This window comes from Zobellia russellii, assembly GCF_044597075.1.
Lineage (GTDB): Bacteria > Bacteroidota > Bacteroidia > Flavobacteriales > Flavobacteriaceae > Zobellia > Zobellia russellii.
Genome location: NZ_CP139000.1, coordinates 2905385 through 2923749 on the forward strand (window position 1 = coordinate 2905385; position 18365 = coordinate 2923749).

Here is an 18365-nt window from a genome sequence, read left to right on the forward strand (position 1 = left end):
TTTTGAAGTATTTTGTTGATCTTTAGCCCAACAAAATCTATAAAAACATGAAGTTTTTTGATACCGGATTTTTACACCCGACCAATACCAAAAACCTATACTTGCTATCGTTTTTAATAATTGTTCTCTACACGATATCCCTTTTTCACAATCTACACCTTGCTCCTCTATACACAGAAGAACCGCGTCGCGCCCTTGTAGCCCTAGAGATGCTACTGAACAACAATTTTGTAGTTACTACCATTTTGAACCAAACTTTTTATGACCATCCCCCACTTTGGAACATTGTATTAGCGGGTAGCATTAAACTTTTTGGCTACAATACCTTCGCCCTTAGATTTCCTTCTGCTTTTTCATTTTTACTTACCGGTATTCTCTCTTTTTATATGGGAAAGAAATATGTTAATGCCAAATTTGGCATTTTAGCCGCTTTCTATTACTTGGTATGTGCAGATATCTATTTTTATTTTTCCGTTACTGCAGAGATTGACATCTTTTATTCCCTCCTAGTGGTTCTAAGTATTTTTAGCATTTTTCACTTTTATCAACAACGGCGGTTTTTCCTTATGTTCGGTTGTGCCTATTTTTTTATTACACTTGCTTTTTTAACCAAGGGGTTTGCTTCCTTTGCTTTCATTACAATTACACTGGGCATTTATTTACTTTATAAAAAAGATTTAAAAAGACTTTTCTCCTGGCCTCACATTTTCAGTTTTTTATTATCGGCAGCGGCGGTCTATGCTTACTTCTACATCTACGGAAGCTATGAAGATTTGGACAGGTACGTATCGGAAATGTGGGGACTAACACAGCAGCGCACCTTACTAAGCGACAAATTTGACGGGGTAATCAAACACCTTTTCTTTCTTCCTTTAAACTTTTTAGCGGTTATATTTCCAGCAACTTTATTTCTTTTGTTCATTTGGAAAAAAGAGCAAATACGCAACATTAAAGCAAAGCCCTATTTGTTGTTCCTAACCCTTATTTTTCTTGGTAATTTTCTGGTATACTGGGTGTCGCCGGGAGCTAGAATGCGTTATACCTATATGTTCTTCCCTATGGTCATAACAGTGCTTACCTATCCTTTGTTTCTTCAACTTAAAGAAACTAACTGGAAACATAAAACGTACCATATCTTCTTTAAAGTTCTGATGATCATTACCTGTATTGCATGCTTGGCTATTCCGTTCATTGGTTATTTTTCAATTATACCACATCTAAAGTATACCGTGCCAATTTTTGGGCTAGTTGTAGCAGCAATATTTCTTTTTCACCATAAGACTATAGGTTATACCAAACACCTTTTTGTTATTGCTTTTATTGTAATGTGTAGACTGGTCTTTGACCATGTTGCCTTACCTCTAAAGGCATTGACCTCCTCCAGTGCACCGCACCAGACCTATGCAAAAGACATTCATAAAATTATTGGTGACGAAGCTCCGCTCTATGTTTTTACCCAAGAAGATTTGCGCACCCATATTCAGACACCTTTTAAACTTTACGCGACCGCAGCATACTTAGAAATGTCCCGTAAGGTCATTGTAACAAAAACCGACCAATGCGAACTGCCCGGTTACTATATATTTAACCAGCAAAATTTAGAAGACCGTACACCACTATACAAATTTACAATCAGCGAAGTGGATATGGCCCTAGTGCGAATAGACTGAAAAGAGACTAAAGAGACTTTAGTGCAGACCTGAATTTATCTGCATATTTCTTAACAACGGCCTTATCAAAACTAGCCTCTTCATCTATACGACCAATGGCAGAAACACCGGTTTTGTGCAGAATAATATTTTCGGTTTCAGGATTAGAGGCTCCGCTAAAAAGTATGGACACATCGTACCCTTTTTGCTGCAACCAACCCACCGTTAAAAGCGTGTGGTTAATGCTCCCTAAATAATGCCTGGATACCACCACAACATGATAGGTGGGCATAATTATATCCAAGACCGTATCATTCTCGCTAAGGGGCACTAAAATTCCTCCGGCACCTTCAATAACAAGAGAATTATCCGTTTGGGGTTCAACAATTTCTAGTCGGTCTATCTTTACACCGTCCCTTTCTGCGGCAGCATGCGGACTCATTGGTGTTTTTAACTCGTAGCTACTTTTATGAATAACGGTCCGTTCATTGGAAATCAAGGACTTAACCTTATCACTATCCGTATTATCCAAATCTCCGGCTTGTACAGGTTTCCAATAATCGGCCTCTAGGGCTTCCGCTATAATTGCCGAAGCTATAGTTTTTCCTACTTCAGTTGAAATTCCTGTTACAAAAATCTGCTGCATGCTATTGAGGTTTTGTTATCATGTTACAATGTAGGCATTTGTATTTTTTTTCCTCAAAAAATGGAAAAAGTTTATATAAAATTCCTTTTCTGTTATAATACACCTCTGATTTTTGCATTTTACAGTTAGGACACACAATCAAATTACCATTATCATCTATGGCATAGGCCCTGATTTCATTATAAATTTCTACAGCCTTTTCCCTATCTTCCGTGTAGACCTGTACTTTAACCCCGCCAATTGCATTACTGATCATTGGGTCTGAATTAAGTGTATATTCATCTTTCAAGAAAACAGATATTCCCTCAGATTCCAATTTTCCCTTTAGAATCTGAACATCCGCCGGATATTCAAAAGAAGCTATGGTATAAAATTTCTCTTTCATACTACACCGTATCCATTACCGTTTTGAGTAAATTATCTATCTCCTTTTCGGAATTAAAACTATGAAGACAAATTCGCAAACGTTCCTGACCTGCAGGCACAGTGGGTGAAAGAATAGGCCTGATATCAAATCCTTTTTCTTGAATTGCCTTGGCCATGTCGCGCACCTTATCGTTGCCTAGCACCAAACAACAATGAATGGCAGAATTACTGGAAATAAAATGCCCCTGCAATCCTGAGCTAACCAATTTACGGTTGAAATAAGATATGTTATGTTTCAATTTCTCCACCTCAACACATTGATTCTTAAGATAGCCGTAAGCCGATAAAACCGAAGCGACCGAATGCGGTGAAAGCCCTGTGGTATAAATAAAACTCCGAGCAAAATTCACCAAGTACGTTTTTAGCGAAGCACTCCCCAAAATAGCGGCCCCATGGCAACCCAAACCTTTACCGAAAGTTACAATTTGGGCAAAAGCTTCTTTTTGCAAATTCAATTCATCGAGCAAACCTTCACCTTGCTTCCCAAAGACCCCAACGGCATGGGCCTCATCAACAACGAGCCTACAGTTGTATGTGCCACATATTTTGGCAAACCCAACTAGATCGGGCGTATCTCCATCCATAGAAAAAACAGATTCCGTTACCACATAAATTTCTATATCTGGGTGATTACGACTTCGCTCTGCTTTACACCTTGCTTCTAAATCGGCAAGACTGTTATGTTTAAACTTGTAACTTTTGGCATTGCCCATTCGCAATCCATCACGAATACTGGCATGAATATATTCATCATACAGAACAACATCTCCTCTCTGGGGCACGGAACTAAAAAAGCCAAGATTGGCATCATAACCGGAATTAAAGACCAGCGCAGCTTCCGATTCGTGAAATGCGGCCAACTGCATTTCCAGTTCTGCGTATAGCGGGTGATTCCCGCTTATTAATCTAGAACCGGTAGCCCCATTTACTACGCCTGCCGTTTGTTTCAGGATATTTTGGGCAACATGGTACAGCTCGGGTTTTTGAGCAAGGCCCAAATAATCATTTGAAGAAAAGTCTACCCATTTTGCATTTGGCACCGGCAAATTGCGCATGGCGTTCTGCCGGGCCCTATCCTCAAGTTTTTGTATTAGTTTATGGGGCAGGTTTACCATACCCCAAATGTAAGCTGTTTAATTAAAACATACATATTTGATCAATACAGGATACCCTCGTTAAAATACTTCATTTCCAATCCTAGCTTTTGCGAGAAAAAAGTATGTTCTCCAAAATAAAGCCTTTCTTCGGATGAAAACAAAAGCTTATCATCTTCTCCGTAAATGGACAGTAGAAGGGAATCCCCTTTTTTATTAAGACTATAGTATGCCAAATTTTTATCGTTATACCCCTGTTTCAAATATACCGTTCCGCTCACAAGTCGGCCTTTATCGAAAACGGCTCTCGCCAACTCTTTACCATCCACATCATATTTTACAATGTCTCCATTCAGCTGTCCTTGCCACAATTTAAAACTGTATTTTATCTTCTCTTCCTTAGGAAAATACTTCTTACAGCTCACTATGCCGTCCTTTGAATAGGACTTGACCAATAGGCCTTCTTTAGTTTTTATATTTTCTTTAAGCAGTTGTCCGCCTTTATAGGTTTGAATGGTATTTTTATAACTGGAAACTGATGTCCTCACACCATCCATAGGAATTCCGTCTTTATACAGCATTTCCCCAATTTGCTCTCCATCCTGATCATAATATGTAGCTTTTCCATTTAATTTATCATTCTGGTAAATTTCTTTTGACAGCAAACCACCTTTATATGTAAAGGTTTTAAAAACGCCTTCTTTTTTGTCGTTCTTGAAGGTTCCTTCTGCGAGTAGGTTTTTACTATAATCCAACTTTTTGTAATCCCCAGATTTCTTGCCCTCTTTAATCTGAAACAATTCCCTTGAAATTGGATCGTAATACTCACCGCTCCAAGGTTTTTGATTCTTGAATTTTACTTCGGCAATTAATTTACCGTCCCTATCATAAAAAGACGCACAGCAATTAACATCCATGTTTTCAACCAGTACCGGATTAATATTACCATACTTAGCATCATTTCCGTAATCATATTTTTTAAAGGCGATTTGTTCTCCATCTTTGATTACCTCATATTCTTGAACCGCATCCGAATCTCCAAAAAATTTATATCGCGTTCCTTCCTTTTTTATATAATCAAAAGAACCCAAAACCTCTTCTGTTTTACTGTAGAAAGTCCCGGTTGACTCCACATACTTTTTATATAAAGTTTCGCTCTGTTTCTTGCCGTTACTATAAAACTTTATTTCCTTGGTTTTATAATACCCTTCTCCATCATATTCTTCTATTCTCTTAAAAACAGCAGAAGAATCTTCATTGATTTTTCTTTTTCTCCAGTAGGTTTTACGAATTAGCCCTCCGTTTTCATATTCTTCTATTCCGCTTACGGAGCCATCATTATAATCGTAGGTATAACGCTTGCCCTCCAAAGGTTTTGGATATGAATTACTGTTTTCTAGCGCTAGCTCTCCCAACTTGTTCCCCTCCTTGTCATAATAGATTTCTATTTCGTTGGTTTTCTCAATTTGAACAATATCGGTCTTATAGAAAAAGATAATTTCCTTGATCAATTCTCCGTTTTCATAGGTTCTTTGTCCCAATGAATTAATTTCCGTACCGTTCATGGGCTTATAGTTTTCATACTCCATCTTTGCCAGCTCGGAACCATCTTCTGTATAACTTACCTGAAGTATCTTTTGCCCATCTTTAAATTTATTTATTGCTTTTACCTGACCGTTCAAATAGTAATCTGCGTCCTCACTTATTTTACCATTGGTGTAAGTTGTTTTTCTAGCAATTTTATACTCATTTTTATAATTGTCCTTGTAGTTTCCGTAAGCAAAATTTATTAATGTTCCGTTGTTGGGGATAATGCCATAAGCATCCATTTTATAGTTTATCCTACCCATCTCCTCTCCTTCCGGAGTATAATAAATATGGGCCAAATCCGGCTCCTTCTGAAAAAACGATCGGAGTTTTCCGTTGGGGTAGTAAAAAGTCTGTCCCAATACCGTACCTCTACTGTAATAGTTAATGTTTTTAACTCGCATGGGGCCATACATATAAGTTACCTCTTCTCCTTTGATATTGCCGTTGGCGGAAGTTGTTTTTTCCCCAATATATGTACCTCCTTCTCCATAATATTTTGAACTAAGCTCGTATATATCTTTGGTGCCAATACGCTCAAACCGTATGCCGTCTATATCATCTTGATAGACGATTTCCTTTATGGTATCACCCGCCTTTTCCATATAGTACATGCGGTCTCCATAACTTGTATTCCTTTTTCCCGATATAAATTGACCTTTGCTATATTTTGCCTTTAACTTATTCCCTTTTAAATAGGTTATAAAATCTCCTTCTAGGTAACCTTGCTCATAATCCCCTTCTTGATAAACAGAGCCATCTTCATTATACCATGTTACCTTACCTTGCCAAATGTCCTTTTCTGCGGATAGCGAAAACCCTTCCATTTGTCTCTTCCCGGACAGGTAAAAATCCTGCATATGAAACAACTCACCATTTTTCGTAACCGGAATTCTAAAGAACGAAGCACTATCTTTCACCGTAACCGGTTTCCAACTTTTATTATAGTAGATAGTGTCATTTTGGGCATATACAACACTTATTGAAGCTATTACTAAGATGAACCAAGTGTAACTTTTTAAAGAATGAATCATAATGAGGTTTTTATTGACAACAAAGGTAAGACCAAGCATTTCTTAAGAACACCCCTTTTTCGGGGGTTTTATCTAAATGGAAAGATTATAGAATATCGTCCTGAACAATAACTAGGGTTATTTAAAATTTATTGTGAATGGCCTACACATACTGAAAAAAGTAATACCCCTCTCCTATGTATGCATTTGGTTGGTCACACAGGGACTAATCTTATATACTAAATTGAAATGTAGAGAATACACTCTTTAAATGGTATATTAGTGACATTAAATTTACATTAATGAAATTCTACCTTACGTCCCTATTGCTTACTACCATTAGTATACTTTTTGCCCAAACCAATAGCTATGAAATTTCTTTTGAAAACGCCATTCACCATGAAGCGGTTATCAAAGGAAGCTTTCCAGAGTTAAAAACGGATACGATCTCTTTTAGAATGAGCCGTACGTCACCTGGCCGCTATGCGTTACATGAATTTGCCAAGAACGTATATAATTTTAAGGCTACGGACAGTAAAGGAAAAACTTTGGAAGTTCTGCGCCCAGACCCCTACCAATGGCAAGTAATAGGACATGACGATCTTATTAACATAAGCTATACGCTCTTTGCTAACCGAGGTGACGGAACTTATTCACAGGTGGACGAAACCCACGCACACCTGAACATACCTGCAACGTTCATGTATGCTCCTGCGCTTAATGAGAGAAAAATTAAAGTGGATTTCAAAGTTCGAAAGGATTTAGGCTGGAAAGTCGCCACCCAACTTCCTTTGGTTTCCGGCACAACCTATTCTGCCCCCAACCTCTATTATTTTATGGATAGCCCTACGGAAATCAGTAACCATTACGTACGTGAGTTTGAGGTAGAGGATAATGGAAAGAAACAAAAAATACGCTTTGTACTGCATCATAATGGCACCGATGAAGAATTGGATGCCTATTTTGAGAACGTAAAGAAAATCGTTTTGGCGGAGAGAGATGTTTATGGAGAACTACCCGAATTCGATTATGGCACCTATACCTTTTTGGCCTGTTACATTCCTAATGCATCTGGTGATGGTATGGAGCACCGTAATTCAACTATACTCACCAGCACACGTAGTTTAGCAGAAGGAGGTATGAGTGGTAACATAGGTACCGTATCTCATGAGTTTTTCCATGCATGGAACGTAGAGCGCATACGCCCCAAATCATTGGAACCTTTTAATTTTGAAGAAACCAACATGAGCGGAGCGTTGTGGTTTGCCGAGGGTTTTACAAGTTACTACACCAACCTTATACTTTGTAGGGCCGGGATTATTTCACCCACAAAATATGTAGAGGGTATTAGCGGTACTTTTAATTATGTTTGGAACTCACCTGCACGCCAATTTTTTAATCCTATAGAAATGAGCTACCAAGCTCCGTTTGTAGATGCAGCCACTTCCGTAGATCCTGTTAACCGGGAAAATACTTTTATCTCCTATTACTCTTACGGGAGTATTCTAGGACTAGCGCTTGATCTATCCCTGAGAGAAGAAAAACTAAACCTAGACGATTTTATGAAACACGTCTGGATGCAATATGGTAAAAGCGAGCAACCCTATACCGTTGAAAACCTGCAAAAATCCTTAGCAGAATATGCAGGGAATGATATTGCCCAAAATTTCTTTGGCAAATACATTTATAAAAGCGAAATGCCGGATTACAACTCTCTTTTAAACTCCGTTGGTGTTGCACTCAAACAAAATCCGGAAGAACCTTATTTTGGGGCATCGGTTTCTTTAAATGGCGACGGACACGGTCAGATACAATCCAATCCCAAAATGGGCACTCCAGCATATAAATCCGGATTGAACAAAGGAGATATTATAACTCATATAAATGATGCCGGATTCCCGGACGGGCAACAGTTTAGCGCTTATATAGCAGGGCTAAAGGTTGGGGATACCCTAAACATTAAATTTACAAGCCAAGGATTCACAAAACAGACCAAACTTATTCTGGAAAGAAATCCGGATTACCATCTGCAACTAATGGAAAAAGAAAATATAAAACCTTCAAAAAAACAGTTGCGCAATAGACAAGAATGGCTAAAAGTAAATTAAAAGTGATTACCACTACGGTTACAACAGATAGTGAACTAAAGCAAATTCTAGCGCTTCAAAAGAAAAACCTGCCCTCTACACTTTCTCCCAAGGAAAAGGCCCTAAAAGGTTTTGTAACCGTAGAACATACTTTTGAAGTTTTAAAAGCAATGAATGATGTATGTCCGCATATTATAGCCAAATCAGGTGATTTAGTTGTTGGTTATGCCCTTTGTATGCATCCAAAGTTTGCAGATGAAATACAGGTTTTAAAACCTATGTTTACCCAAATAGAATCTGTTATTCCCAAACCAGAGAATTATATGGTTATGGGACAAATCTGCATTGATAAGGCATTTCGCAAGCAAGGTATATTCAGAAAATCATACGAAACCATGCAAACCGAAACAAGAGAAAATTTTAATTCTATCATCACTGAAGTAGATGCCACAAATACCCGTTCCTTAAGTGCACATTATGCAATTGGTTTTAATGAATTACAAACTTATGAGTCCGCTGGGCAAAAATGGGAGATAGTTTTACTTCAATAAACTCTAAAAGTAAAGCAGCAGGCTATCTTCAAAATTAAACGATGACAGTTTTACTATTAACGTCTTCCTGACCGAAAAAAGTCAAGACTAGCGTATTTGCATAAGAAGCCAAAGGGTAAATCCTTGAACTTCTATTCTATGCCTTATTTAAAATATATATCCTCAAGAAAATCAATCAATTTCTATCCATTTTTGGTTATTGGCTTGGGTAGCATCCAGTAAACTTATCTGTAATTTTTGGGCCAGTACTTTACCTTGTTCTATAGCATCTTTTTTACTTTCTAAAAGCGAGATATTAAAATGTTTATTTCTGTTGTACCATAAATTAACCTCGAACTGAGCTTTTGAATTTTTAAAAACAGAAATGTACTCCAAGTTTTGAAAGTCCTGCCATTTCCCCTTCTTAAAAGGACCTACTCTGTAAACGGACTTATAGCGATAATTGTCAAAGTCAAAATAATAATCCCTTGTTACGGATGACCCTAGTCCTCCCATAAATGTAATTACGGCTGCCTCCAAAGCATTTACAGCACCTCTAACCTCTCTGGATTCACCGTACAAATCAATAGTGACCAAAAAACGATAGAAAAAATAAATAGCAGCGGTGAAAAACACAGATGCCAGTACCAGTTGCCAAAATGGACGGTTACCCCCTGAAATAATTACGTTGCTCTTAGCCATCTTTATAAAAACGAAAAAGCCATACGGTTAAGTATGGCTTTTTAATATTTATTGCACAGTGCAAATCTCTAATCGGCCAATACAATTACCCGATTATCACTCATTTCAACAGTTCCACTAGAAATGGGAAGTATTACCTTTCCGCTAGCGTCTTTTGAAAATTTAGAAGCATGTGCCTCATCTATCGTTATGTTTCCGTCCACACGAACATTACCTTCTTGAAGTAAAGAAACTATAGCCGCGTGACCGTTCAAAATTTGAAACTCGCCATTTACTCCTGGTACAGTTACCGATGTTACTTCGCCCGAAAATAAAGTGGCTTCTGGTGATACAATTTCTAAATACATCCTTTTTAGTATTGAGTAGTTAGTATTTAGCAATTAGTTCTGCACACACAGTACTAATTACTATGTACTGCTCCTAATTAAGCTTCGGCCAACATTTTCTCACCTGCTTCTATTGCCTCTTCAATGGTTCCTTTAAGGTTAAAGGCAGATTCAGGAAGGTGATCTAACTCTCCGTCCATAATCATGTTAAATCCTTTTATGGTCTCTTTAATATCAACCAACACCCCTTTAAGACCAGTAAACTGCTCTGCTACGTGAAAAGGCTGTGAAAGGAAACGTTGTACACGTCTTGCACGACCTACTGCCAACTTATCTTCTTCGGAAAGTTCTTCCATACCAAGAATAGCAATAATATCCTGTAACTCTTTGTAACGTTGTAACAACTCTTTTACACGTTGTGCACAGTTATAATGATCGTTACCTAAAATCTCGGCAGTTAGGATACGAGAAGTAGAATCCAATGGATCCACCGCAGGGTAAATACCTAGCTCCGCAATTTTACGAGAAAGTACTGTTGTTGCATCCAAGTGAGCAAAGGTTGTTGCAGGAGCCGGATCCGTTAAATCATCCGCAGGAACGTATACCGCCTGTACAGATGTAATAGAACCTCTTTTAGTTGATGTAATACGCTCTTGCATAGCACCCATCTCTGTTGCCAAAGTTGGTTGGTAACCTACCGCAGAAGGCATACGACCTAGAAGAGCCGATACCTCGGAACCCGCTTGCGTAAAACGGAATATATTATCTACGAAGAAAAGTACATCTTTACCTTGACCTTCTCCAGCACCGTCACGGAAGTACTCAGCAATTGTCAATCCTGACAATGCCACACGAGCACGTGCTCCTGGTGGTTCGTTCATCTGACCAAAAACGAAAGTTGCTTTTGAATCTTTCATAGCGGCTTTATCAACCTTTGCAAGATCCCATCCGCCTTCTTCCATAGAATGCATGAAATCATCACCATACTTGATAATACCAGATTCCAACATCTCACGAAGTAAATCGTTTCCTTCACGAGTACGTTCTCCAACACCGGCAAATACAGAAAGACCACCATGGCCTTTAGCGATATTGTTAATTAACTCCTGAATCAATACGGTTTTACCAACACCTGCACCACCGAACAATCCAATTTTACCACCCTTTGCATAAGGCTCAATAAGGTCAATTACCTTAATACCGGTAAAAAGAACTTCGGTAGAAGTAGAAAGGTCTTCAAATTTAGGAGCGTCTCTGTGAATAGGCAAACCATCTTTACCTGCTTTAGGCAAATCGCCCAAACCATCAATAGCATCACCAATTACATTAAAAAGGCGACCATACACATCATCACCAACCGGCATTTGTATTGCGCTACCTGTCGAAAGCACATCTGTTCCTCTACTTAGACCATCAGTAGAATCCATAGAAATTGTTCTCACAGTATTTTCACCAACGTGAGACTGTACTTCTAAAACAAGTTTAGAACCATCTTTACCAGCGATTTCAAGAGAATCGTAAATTTTTGGAAGGGCATCTCCTGATTGGAATTCCACATCGACTACTGGCCCAATAATCTGGGAAACTTTACCTGTAACTTTTGACATTACTTTATTAGTTTATGAATTCAAATTACTTACTGTATTGAAAAACACCTTAATACAGCTATGTTTTTCAGGCTGCAAAGGTATGTTTTTCAACTTGAATTGAAAACTACTTTTTATTCTTTTTTCACCATAAAAAAAGGCACCATCAAATGGTGCCTTGTAAAACGTAAGAAAATCTATACCTATTGCAATGCCGGCGAATAGTTCGTTGCAAAATTTCCAATGTTGAACAAAGACCCGGAAGCCTCAAAATTAGATTGATATGTAGCATCTATTGCTTTCATAAATTCATTTGCAATAAGTGCATACCCCCTAGCTGTCAAATGCACTCCATCAAGAGAAAAACCTCCCCCTGTTACTAAATTGGCAGTTAAAGTAAAGTCACCGTCCCTAACACCGCCCTGGGCCAAATCCTGCAATAATTGGTTGGCATCTACAAACGCCAAGCCAGCTGCAGAAGCGGCAGATGTAATTGTAGCATTAAACTGATCGGTAGCAATTTTAATTTCATCTTGTTCCTCTGGTGTTAAGACCCATTTATCGGCTAAAGGTAACGTTATACCCTCTACAGAAAACTGACCGGCTACCGCTGCAGGAAGACTTGCTGCAGAAAGTGCGGCAAAAGATTCTTCATTAACGGTTCCGATAACTTTACTACTAGGTAGCACCAATAAATCGTTTTCCGTTGCAGGTCTGGTTTGACCATAGGTTGTTCCCAACAGACTAGCTACCAACGGAGCCGCTTCCTGAGGCAGCCCTAGTTGTGTAACAAATACCGGAAATGCAGGGTTTGCATTAAAAGCACCTGTAATTTGGGCTGAAATGTCTACAAGTGCCTCATCCTTAATAACGACCGCATTGTCTAACGTATCCGAAAAAACAACAACTCTCTCGGTCTCTCCCAAAGCCGTATACACTTGATTCAATGCACCGTAAACCGTATTAAGAGTTGGCACCTGAGCAGCAAAATCATTTTCTTCAGGATCAATAGGATTATGAGGAACAGTTGTAAAATGCGGAATTGAAGTTACATATGGAATATTTGCCACAACCCCTTTTGCACCACCCGAAGTTAAGGTAGTTACGAGCGTATTAATTGCGAGGTCAAAAGTAGGTTGATCCGTAATAGGATTTGTTCCATCACCTCCTGAAAGCGCATATCCAAGTACATCATTATTTCCAATCCACAATGTAAAAAATGTAGGTGATTGGGCCATGGCCAGTTCTAAAACCCTAGCATCTGGTGTAGCACCCGTCATTCTAACAAAATAAGGATTGGCCAATTGAGCCGATAAATTGGCTATATTTCCATAACCTGGCGCCAATAGATGAAAACTCTTTGCTCCTGGAACACCCATATTATTGAACGGGCCTGATGGATTGTTCAAAACAATATCCGTTGTTGGGGCCACCTCACCAACTACATCGGACAAATCAACAGGGCCTGCCCCTCCGAAAACCAATCTAGGATTAAAGCCTTCTATTTGCGAACCGCCGGCCAATAGCCCCCCAATATTATCATTCATTAGTGGTTGAGAAAAAGAACCACCTCCTGCCAGCGCAAACTTAGTTGACAGCAGATTCGGAAAAGAGTTGGCTTGTCCCGCTTGAAAAAGTGCATTATCCGTAAAACCTGCGGTTAACGAATTCCCCAAAGAAACATAGGTTGAAAAATCTGCAGAGCCCGCATTTAATTCGGCAAGTGCCTCCGCCATTACTTCTGGCTCAAGGTCAACATCTTCAGGGTCATTACAGGCCGTAAAGGCTAAGATACCTAAAGAAAAGTATATATATTTTAAGTTTTTCATTTCAACTTGAGATTAAAAATTAATTGTTAATTGTCCAAGATAAGTAGTACATAGAGCCAATATAACCGGTACCGAATGCCGTGTAATATTCCTTACCAGTCAGGTTTGTACCTCCCAATTTAAATGAAGATTTGATACTTGGAACTTCATAATTGATTTGTGCATCAACTACATGAAATTCTGGAATAACGCCGTTACCAAAAGTAGCTTCCCAGAAATAATCATCGCTAAACCTGTACGATACGTTAAATCCAAAGTTTTTAAATAACTGCTCATTTCCAAAAGATGCCTTGAACTTATGCTCTGGCGTGTTGAAATTCAGCATAACATCTGGATTGGCATCACGATCAAAATCTAATTTTGTGAATGTATAGCTACCTCCTAAATTATAGTCGCCAAATACTTTCATATTAAGGCCTAAAGACGCACCATAAGAACTAACGTCTGCATCAGTATTAGTATACGTGCTATACGCTTGATAATCTCCGTTAGCTATCGCACCTACAGAAAGGCCACCATCACCAACTACTCCATAGTAAGGAGAAATTACAACTTCTTGTGAAATAAAGTCTTTGTATGTATTGTAGTAGGTACTAAAATCTATCACAAGTTTATCTACCTTACCCCTATAACCAATTTCAAAAGATGTTACTCTTTCCGGTTTAACTAAATCCGGATTTGCAATTTCCAGCACGGAAGGATCTCCTGTTGCCCCTAAAGCGGCCACAGATGCAGCAGAATAGGAATTATTATAAGCCACAGCACCGGTTTGGGTTACCGTTGATGGTTGTTGAAACTGAAATTGGCCAGTAGCACTTACATCAAAATCTCTTGAATATTGCTCCAAGTTATCCGGTGCAGACCCAACTAGAATTGCCCTACCGGCATCCAAACCAATAAAAAGATCTTGTGTAGTAGGGTTTCTAAATCCGGTTTGAGCAGAAGCCCTAATATTATGGTCTCTGTTTAACGTATAACCCGCAGATAGTCTTGGCGAAAAGAAACCATCAAAAAACTCAGACTTATCATAACGAATAGACCCGGTTAACTTCAAGCTTTTTTCTCCTGCCAAAGGCAAGGTCTTTTGGATTTGAGAATAAATTCCAAATTCAGAATAGTCAATTGGCCCGTCTTCTTCCGAATCCGTATAAATGGTACCTAAGGAATTTAGACTATACTCCCTAAATGAACCACCAACTTGAATTTCTGCCCAATCAATCAAATGACTAAAGTTATAATTACCATCTGCATGATAATACTTAGATTGATCGTAAAATTGAGATCCCTTGCTTAGGTCCGGGTCTTTAATCACTTTATTAAAAGCAGCCTCAAATTCGGGCGTACCAGGAAGATACCTTCCGGATTCTGCTTGTGCCCTACCGGCAGCGTGAGCCTGTTCGTCTGTGGCGCCGGCCAATGTTGCCTGAACATAAGCTCCCGTATACTCTCCAAACCAAGTATTATTATCTTTCCAAGTTTGGTTAATATTGATTCCGGTAAATACCATATCATAAGAATCACCTGCTTTATCACCAACCACATAACCCCTTACAAAAAAGTTATCGTTTCTAACCTCAAGCTTATGCTGCTCTTGAAAGAATCCGTCAATATTGTATCTATTGGTACCCTGGTAAATTGTTGTACCTGTACCCACCTTACCTACGTAGGAAATCTCCAAACTTTTGCCTTCGATTGGCCTGTAATACATGCCCCAATCCGCCTTTATACTTTCAGCGTTGTATTGGGTAAGGTCACTTTCATGATAACCTGTTCTACTTACGATTTCAGAAGGAACCAGAGCGTTAGCTCCTGCAGGCAATACACCTAAACCTTCCAAAGTAAGGGCTACATCCTTAATGTTCGTAGAAACCTCATCCCCATAAACATTAACACCGTCATAATTCAAATTATCCCTAGTTCCCCCGGGAGTATTCTTGTCATCTATATTATTAGCCGCCCAGTCAGTTCCCTTTAAATATCCGAAATTGACTTTTCCTGCAAATTTTTCACTAAACTTATATGCAGCTCTAATGCCAAAATCCGTGTACGAATTGTCACCTGCAGCTTTTTGGGATGTTATACCTCGTTTAATAGACACACTTATACCCTCGTAATCAAAAGGGTTCTTACTACGCATGAACAAGATTCCGTTAAAAGCGTTTGCACCATATAGTGCAGATGATGCACCCGGTAACAATTCAACACTTAAAACATCTGGTTCAACTAAACCTACCAAGTTACCAATTGGAAAGTTCAATGCAGGTGTTGAGTTATCCATACCATCAACCAACTGCATAAAACGCGTATTTGCAAAAGATGCAAAACCTCTAGTATTGATTGATTTAAAGGTTAAACTATTTGTGTTTACATCAACCCCTTTTAAATTTTCAAGACCACCATAAAAATCTGCGGCAGTACCGTTCTTTATTTCCGAAACACCTATTCGCTCTACCGTAACCGGTGACTCAAAAATACGCTCGGGTGTTCTTGAAGCAGATATAACCACTTCATCCAAAAATGTTTGGGACTCATTAATTACAATGGTCAAGGTTTGATTGTTAGAGGTGACTTCCTCCGTAGTATCGGAATATCCGATACTGGTAATTCTTAACTGAAAAGGGGGTACTTCAGAAGTTTGCAAATTGAAATTACCGTCAAAATCCGTTGTGGTACCAATCGCTTTTCCTTCGATAACGATATTGGCCCCTGGTACGGGCTGACTGTTCTGATCTACCACTTTCCCGTTTACCGTTGTTTGCGAAAATCCAAAGCTAGACGCCAACAGCAAGGCTAAAAATAGTATTGCTCTCATGTTAAGTTTAAGTTAAAAACGTTAGTAACCCGAAGTTACATTTTTTTTTTGACCAATAATCATAAAATGAAAAAAATTATGCATGCATAGTATATTTTTCCTAAAAAAGACCCCTAAAAATTATAAATTCACCAAAACAAAACAGGTCCCGACATATGTCGGGACCTGTTAAAAACTTATACTTATCTTAAAATACTATTCCACCGTAACGGATTTTGCCAAATTTCTAGGCTGATCTACATTACAACCGCGCATTACCGCTATATGATAGGATAAAAGCTGTAATGGTATAGTTGTTAGCAATGGCGTAAGACTTTCTAAAGTCTCAGGAACCTCAACCACATGATCGGCCAACTCCTTAACTTGGGTATCGCCCTCTGTTACAATAGCGATAATCTTACCTTTTCTCGACTTTATTTCTTGAATATTACTTACTACCTTTTCATAATGCCCTTTTTTGGTTGCAATAACAAAGACTGGCATTTGCTCATCTATTAATGCAATTGGACCGTGTTTCATTTCCGCAGCAGGATATCCTTCTGCATGAATATAACTGATCTCCTTAAGCTTTAAAGCGCCTTCCAAAGCTACCGGAAAATTGTACCCTCTACCCAAATACAGACAATTGGTAGAATCTTTATATACTTCCGATATGATTTCTATTAAAGCGTTGCTTTCTAAAACCTTCTCCACTTTTGCGGGAATAGTTTCTAGCTCCGTCAAAAATTCATGGAACCTAGATTGGGAGAAAACTCCCTTTTCTTTGGCCAACTTTAATGCAATTAACGTAAGAACGGTTATTTGAGTAGTAAATGCCTTAGTTGACGCCACCCCAATTTCTGGACCGGCATGCGTATACGCACCAGAATCCGTTTCTCGTGCTATAGAAGAACCAACCACGTTACAAACTCCAAATACATAAGCTCCTTTTTCCTTAGCCAGTTTTATTGCCGCCAAGGTGTCTGCCGTTTCACCAGATTGAGAAATAGCAATTAATACATCTTTATCTGTAATTACCGGATTCCTATATCTAAATTCCGAAGCATATTCTACTTCTACAGGTATTCTCGCTAAATCTTCAAATATATATTCCGCTACCAACCCAGCATGCCATGATGTACCACATGCCACAATGATTATGCGGTTGGCGTTCATGAACTTTTCAATATTCTCATCAATCCCAGCCATCTTTATGAGGCCTTGGGCAGCACGTAACCTACCTCTATAAGTGTCTAAAATAGCTCTTGGTTGCTCATATATCTCTTTGAGCATAAAATGATCATACCCTCCTTTTTCAATTTCCTCAATATTCATTTTGAGCTCTAGGATATTAGGATATGCTACCGCATCATTCTTTATCTTACGAAGTTTAATTTCCTTACCTAAACGAACAATGGCCATCTCTTCATCCTGAAGATACACTGCATTATTGGTAAATTCTATAAAAGGGGAAGCATCCGACGCAATAAAAAACTCGTTATCGCCAATACCTATTGCCAACGGGCTACCTAATTTGGCAACCACTATTTCGTCCGGTTTCTTTTTGTCGAATACGGCTATGGCATAGGCACCCACAACTTCATTCAAAGCAATCTGCACTGCTTGACCTAACTTTACGCCTTCGGTCTTTTGAACCTCCTCTATAAGGTTTACCAAAACCTCGGTATCCGTATCGGATTCAAAAGTGTAGCCTCTTTTAATAAGCTCTTTTTTTATGGACTCATAGTTTTCGATAATTCCGTTGTGGATAATTACCAAATCACCTGAATTTGAACAATGCGGGTGAGAGTTTACATCATTTGGCACACCGTGGGTTGCCCAACGTGTATGACCAATACCCAGTTTCCCTTCTAAAGAAATAGAACCTTCTGCCTTCTTCTTTAAATCTTCAACTTTACCCTTGGTCTTTGCTAAACTTATTTTTTCGCCATCATAAATTGCAACACCGGCACTATCGTACCCTCTATATTCAAGACGTTGTAAACCTTTTACGACAATCGGATAGGCATCTCTATACCCTATATAACCTACTATTCCACACATACTGTATATGTTAATTTAAGTTGGGGAAAATAAAT

At 38.8% G+C, this 18365-nt stretch carries 13 protein-coding genes; 3 read left to right on the forward strand and 10 right to left on the reverse strand.

Annotated features, from left to right (window positions below; translation table 11 throughout):
- The first annotated feature begins 47 nt into the window (after nucleotides 1-47).
- Nucleotides 48-1670, forward strand: coding sequence for a glycosyltransferase family 39 protein (locus SJY45_RS11790; protein ID WP_400070902.1), 1623 nt, complete (start codon nucleotides 48-50; stop codon nucleotides 1668-1670).
- Between the two features lie 7 nt (nucleotides 1671-1677).
- On the opposite strand, the gene bioD is transcribed toward SJY45_RS11790, so the two are convergent.
- From bioD to SJY45_RS11810, 4 genes are read right to left on the reverse strand one after another with little or no spacing between them, the layout of a single operon-like run.
- Nucleotides 1678-2295 carry a dethiobiotin synthase gene (gene bioD / locus SJY45_RS11795; RefSeq protein WP_215437411.1) on the reverse strand — a complete coding sequence of 206 codons (618 nt, stop codon included), beginning with the start codon at nucleotides 2293-2295 and terminating at the stop codon, nucleotides 1678-1680.
- A 1-nt stretch (nucleotide 2296) separates the two neighbouring features.
- Nucleotides 2297-2680 carry a DUF2007 domain-containing protein gene (locus SJY45_RS11800; RefSeq protein ID WP_215437408.1) on the reverse strand — a complete coding sequence of 128 codons (384 nt, stop codon included), beginning with the start codon at nucleotides 2678-2680 and terminating at the stop codon, nucleotides 2297-2299.
- Nucleotide 2681: 1 nt separating this feature from the next.
- Complete coding sequence (locus tag SJY45_RS11805; protein WP_400070905.1) at nucleotides 2682-3836, reverse strand: aminotransferase class I/II-fold pyridoxal phosphate-dependent enzyme; 1155 nt, start codon at nucleotides 3834-3836, stop codon at nucleotides 2682-2684.
- Nucleotides 3837-3877: 41 nt separating this feature from the next.
- A complete protein-coding gene (locus SJY45_RS11810; protein ID WP_400070907.1) occupies nucleotides 3878-6436 on the reverse strand; it encodes a toxin-antitoxin system YwqK family antitoxin in 2559 nt (852 codons plus the stop codon).
- Between the two features lie 281 nt (nucleotides 6437-6717).
- Here SJY45_RS11810 and SJY45_RS11815 point away from each other — a divergent pair, with 281 nt between their 5' ends.
- Nucleotides 6718-8523 carry a M61 family metallopeptidase gene (locus SJY45_RS11815; protein ID WP_400070909.1) on the forward strand — a complete coding sequence of 602 codons (1806 nt, stop codon included), beginning with the start codon at nucleotides 6718-6720 and terminating at the stop codon, nucleotides 8521-8523.
- Nucleotides 8505-9053 carry a GNAT family N-acetyltransferase gene (locus tag SJY45_RS11820; protein WP_400070911.1) on the forward strand — a complete coding sequence of 183 codons (549 nt, stop codon included), beginning with the start codon at nucleotides 8505-8507 and terminating at the stop codon, nucleotides 9051-9053. Before SJY45_RS11815 ends, SJY45_RS11820 begins: the two co-directional genes overlap by 19 nt.
- A 171-nt stretch (nucleotides 9054-9224) precedes the next feature.
- Here SJY45_RS11820 and SJY45_RS11825 read toward each other — a convergent pair whose 3' ends face one another.
- The 6 genes from SJY45_RS11825 to glmS all read right to left on the reverse strand — a co-directional run bounded on the left by SJY45_RS11825 (nucleotide 9225) and on the right by glmS (nucleotide 18330).
- Nucleotides 9225-9734: a hypothetical protein gene (locus tag SJY45_RS11825; protein WP_400070912.1), complete on the reverse strand. Its 510-nt coding sequence runs from the start codon at nucleotides 9732-9734 to the stop codon at nucleotides 9225-9227.
- Nucleotides 9735-9802: 68 nt separating this feature from the next.
- The gene (locus SJY45_RS11830) at nucleotides 9803-10081 is read right to left on the reverse strand and encodes a F0F1 ATP synthase subunit epsilon (protein ID WP_155601322.1); all 279 of its coding nucleotides are present in this window, start codon (nucleotides 10079-10081) and stop codon (nucleotides 9803-9805) included.
- 77 nt (nucleotides 10082-10158) lie between these two features.
- Nucleotides 10159-11667 (reverse strand): F0F1 ATP synthase subunit beta, encoded by a 1509-nt coding sequence (atpD, locus tag SJY45_RS11835; RefSeq protein WP_215437392.1) that lies wholly within the window; start codon nucleotides 11665-11667, stop codon nucleotides 10159-10161.
- A gap of 182 nt (nucleotides 11668-11849) precedes the next feature.
- A complete protein-coding gene (locus SJY45_RS11840; RefSeq protein WP_400070914.1) occupies nucleotides 11850-13475 on the reverse strand; it encodes a G-D-S-L family lipolytic protein in 1626 nt (541 codons plus the stop codon).
- A gap of 19 nt (nucleotides 13476-13494) precedes the next feature.
- Nucleotides 13495-16287: a TonB-dependent receptor gene (locus SJY45_RS11845; protein ID WP_400070916.1), complete on the reverse strand. Its 2793-nt coding sequence runs from the start codon at nucleotides 16285-16287 to the stop codon at nucleotides 13495-13497.
- Between the two features lie 195 nt (nucleotides 16288-16482).
- Nucleotides 16483-18330: a glutamine--fructose-6-phosphate transaminase (isomerizing) gene (gene glmS / locus SJY45_RS11850; protein WP_215913671.1), complete on the reverse strand. Its 1848-nt coding sequence runs from the start codon at nucleotides 18328-18330 to the stop codon at nucleotides 16483-16485.
- Nucleotides 18331-18365: the final 35 nt, after the last annotated feature.

Coding starts and splice junctions, on each gene's coding strand:
- SJY45_RS11790 (WP_400070902.1), top strand. CDS start 48: ATGAAGTTTTTTGATACCGGATTTTTACACCCGACCAATACCAAAAAC.
- bioD (WP_215437411.1), bottom strand. CDS start 2,295: ATGCAGCAGATTTTTGTAACAGGAATTTCAACTGAAGTAGGAAAAACT.
- SJY45_RS11800 (WP_215437408.1), bottom strand. CDS start 2,680: ATGAAAGAGAAATTTTATACCATAGCTTCTTTTGAATATCCGGCGGAT.
- SJY45_RS11805 (WP_400070905.1), bottom strand. CDS start 3,836: ATGGTAAACCTGCCCCATAAACTAATACAAAAACTTGAGGATAGGGCC.
- SJY45_RS11810 (WP_400070907.1), bottom strand. CDS start 6,436: ATGATTCATTCTTTAAAAAGTTACACTTGGTTCATCTTAGTAATAGCT.
- SJY45_RS11815 (WP_400070909.1), top strand. CDS start 6,718: ATGAAATTCTACCTTACGTCCCTATTGCTTACTACCATTAGTATACTT.
- SJY45_RS11820 (WP_400070911.1), top strand. CDS start 8,505: ATGGCTAAAAGTAAATTAAAAGTGATTACCACTACGGTTACAACAGAT.
- SJY45_RS11825 (WP_400070912.1), bottom strand. CDS start 9,734: ATGGCTAAGAGCAACGTAATTATTTCAGGGGGTAACCGTCCATTTTGG.
- SJY45_RS11830 (WP_155601322.1), bottom strand. CDS start 10,081: ATGTATTTAGAAATTGTATCACCAGAAGCCACTTTATTTTCGGGCGAA.
- atpD (WP_215437392.1), bottom strand. CDS start 11,667: ATGTCAAAAGTTACAGGTAAAGTTTCCCAGATTATTGGGCCAGTAGTC.
- SJY45_RS11840 (WP_400070914.1), bottom strand. CDS start 13,475: ATGAAAAACTTAAAATATATATACTTTTCTTTAGGTATCTTAGCCTTT.
- SJY45_RS11845 (WP_400070916.1), bottom strand. CDS start 16,287: ATGAGAGCAATACTATTTTTAGCCTTGCTGTTGGCGTCTAGCTTTGGA.
- glmS (WP_215913671.1), bottom strand. CDS start 18,330: ATGTGTGGAATAGTAGGTTATATAGGGTATAGAGATGCCTATCCGATT.